This is a genomic window from Microcoleus sp. OTE_8_concoct_300 (genome assembly GCF_031383065.1).
In the GTDB taxonomy this organism is placed as follows: domain Bacteria; phylum Cyanobacteriota; class Cyanobacteriia; order Cyanobacteriales; family Microcoleaceae; genus Microcoleus.
Genome location: NZ_JANMZH010000186.1, coordinates 1 through 2,805, shown reverse-complemented (window position 1 = coordinate 2,805; position 2,805 = coordinate 1). Strand labels below are relative to the sequence as shown.

Below are 2,805 nucleotides of genomic sequence, written 5' to 3'. Positions count from 1 at the left end.
CCACAAAGTCAATCTGCAAGTATTCAAATTCCCAATGGGGAGCCCGATCCTGATGAGGCAGCAAACTTACCAGAGTATGAAGTTATCCCAGGCTCGGTACACGACGGAGACACGCTGCGGGTTCGATCGTCCAAAGGTGAAATCCTCAAAGTGCGCTTTGCCTGTCTGGATGCGCCGGAACTCAAGCAGCCGCTGGGTGAAGAAGCGCGCAATCACCTTCGATCCCTGATTAATGAAGCGGGAGGAAAAGTGAAAGTTAACATTATTGAGACAGATCGATATGGTCGCAGCGTGGCAGAACTATGGACAAAGAAGGGACTGTTACAGTCGCAGATGACCGCATCGGGGATGGCTTTTGCTTACGATCAATACTCAAAGAATTGCCCTAACTGGGATGCAGTTAAATCAAGTGAGAAAACTGCGATCGAATATAAATTAGGCGTGTGGCGATCGCCTAACTTTGAGCGTCCTTGGAATTGGAGAAAAGCTAATAAAAATAATTAAAAATAAAAAATATTAATTTTCTCTTGTCAACTTTTGAAACACAGCGGATCGATTGCTCGATTCCGAATTATTGGACAAATTAGAATTATCCTCTGACAAAAGCGCACCCGGTTGCGCTTCTTCCAGAGAATAAATCAGTAGCAAATTCCGATATGCCTGAAACCTTAGCTGTTAGCTCTGTTAAGAAATAAAACGATACAAAATAAAATATCGTAAATTGTGATAGCAATACGACATATAATACTGTATACCGAGGTCTTCCTATGGCGATCGAACTTTCAAATCTAACGTTTACTGATGAGGATGATATTGTCCCCGCATCTGGGGTGGAAGAAATACTCAATACTGGCATCGCTAATACTTTTGCTGGTAACGACAAAATTACTGGTTACCATATAGACATTGAGGAAAGGATTAGCGATTTCTCCAGCGGCTTCTACAACAGTGGTACACTGAATACCGATGATGGTGACGACACAATCACGGGCATCGGTGCCTTCACAGAAGATAGAATTTTTTTTAATGATGTGGGTCTTTACAACACAATAGGAACCATTGAAACTGGAAATGGTAACGACATAATTACTGGCAGTGGTCCGCTCAAGGGAATCCAAAGCTTGTCTGGCACCATAACTACTGGTGATGGTAATGACACAATCACTGGTAATTCCGACCCTAAAATGTCTGAACAAAGCGGGGACGGTATATTTACTTACTACAGCATTTTCGATACTGGAAAAGGCAACGACGTAATCACTGGTAATGCAATCTCTTCGGGTTATGGTAATAACGGTATCTTAAACAGAGAGAGTACCTTCAATACCGATGATGGTAACGACATAATAATTGGCAATAATAGCGGAGGTGGTGGCACGGGTATTTTCAACGATGGACTTATGGGTACTGGCGATGGCAATGACACAATCACTGGTACCAATTCCGGAGTTCTGGCTTACTTATTTCTCTGGGGCATTCAGAATTTTAAAGACATCACAACTGGTGATGGCGAGGACATAATTACTGGTACTAGCGAGCTCAATGGCATTGTCAATCGGGGTAACATTGATACTGGTAATGACGCAGACTCCATCATTGGCCGTGGAGGCTATCCTGGAGATAACAACTATGACGAAATTAACTATTACTTTGGAAATGGCATCTCAAACGGCGGTACCATTAATACTGGTAATGGTCCAGACTCCATCATTTCCCAGGGGAATTTTTGGAACGGTGGCTGGGTGTTTTTAGGAGAGGGTAACGACTCGATCACTGCATCGATTATGGCGACGGTAGACTATACTGACTCTACTTTTAACAACTTCAACGTCATTGAGACTGGGGATGGTGACGACATAATCACTAGCAGTGGCGTTATTAATAACCAGGGTGTTATTAATACTGGTGATGGTAATGACTTTATCCTTGCTTCTGGAACTGATCGTGGATATGGAGTTAGCGCTGGATATGGCATTTATAACAAAGGGGGGAGCATCAATACTGGTGACGGCAACGACTCCATCTTGGCTGCAGGTTTTAAATCAGACGGGGGTAGCATCAATACTGGTGACGGCAACGACTACATCTTTGCTGGAGATTTTAAATCAGACTTGAATAGCAGTGGAAGGGTGTTTTTAGGAGACGGCGAAGACTCTATTTATGGTTTTGGTAATGGTGATTTTTATGGCGGAAACGGTAATGATACACTAGAATTAACGCGAGGAACTTATACCGTTGGGATATGGGGCGAGGGGGGCGAATCGACAATTTTCACCAAAGGTAACCAACTCATGATAACTTCCGAGTTTGAAAAACTAAAAGTTGGTAGCACAACGTATGACTTCACCAGTTTAACTGCTGGTCAGATAATTACTGTTGCCTAGCAGTCTATTTTTTCAACTCTAGGTTAAAGAATTTAATTTGTCCAGTGAGTCGGTGGACAAAGTACGGAATACAAAAATACCCCGGCGTTAACGAGGTATTTTTCTTTTTTAGAAACGAAAGCCGTTTCGTTTCTTATTAGGGAAATTTGCAGACACAGGCAGAGTGGCAGCCTATCCTGAATCACAATTTAAGATATAATTTGAGCCGTCTGACGCGGGTAGGAAGCGTTTTGGGGTTGATTTGTTAACAGCGTAAATTCTGTCAAATGATAGCTTAACTTTGTGGCGTTGTTTTATCTTGCTGACTTGATTTCTTTCGTTTCAGCCATCCTCCCAGGCATAGACCTATAGCTGAACCAAAGATTGTGGTCGGCTCAGGTACAGGCTCAGTAGCATCGGCGGTTTCAATTATCAAACTGGG

General features: G+C 42.8%; 3 protein-coding genes. 2 read left to right on the top strand and 1 reads right to left on the bottom strand.

What is annotated here, in order from left to right; all coding sequences use genetic code 11:
• On the top strand, positions 1–504 hold a 504-nt coding region (locus ACUVJL_RS09185), incomplete at its 5' end, for a thermonuclease family protein (RefSeq protein ID WP_445245559.1).
• Between the two features lie 263 nt (positions 505–767).
• Positions 768–2,384, top strand: a complete 1,617-nt coding sequence (locus ACUVJL_RS09180) for a hypothetical protein (protein ID WP_445245558.1) — start codon at positions 768–770, stop codon at positions 2,382–2,384.
• Between the two features lie 274 nt (positions 2,385–2,658).
• Here ACUVJL_RS09180 and ACUVJL_RS09175 read toward each other — a convergent pair whose 3' ends face one another.
• Complete coding sequence (locus ACUVJL_RS09175) at positions 2,659–2,799, bottom strand: PEP-CTERM sorting domain-containing protein (protein ID WP_445245560.1); 141 nt, start codon at positions 2,797–2,799, stop codon at positions 2,659–2,661.
• Between the last annotated feature and the right edge of the window lie 6 nt (positions 2,800–2,805).

Coding starts and splice junctions, on each gene's coding strand:
- ACUVJL_RS09180 (WP_445245558.1), top strand. CDS start 768: ATGGCGATCGAACTTTCAAATCTAACGTTTACTGATGAGGATGATATT.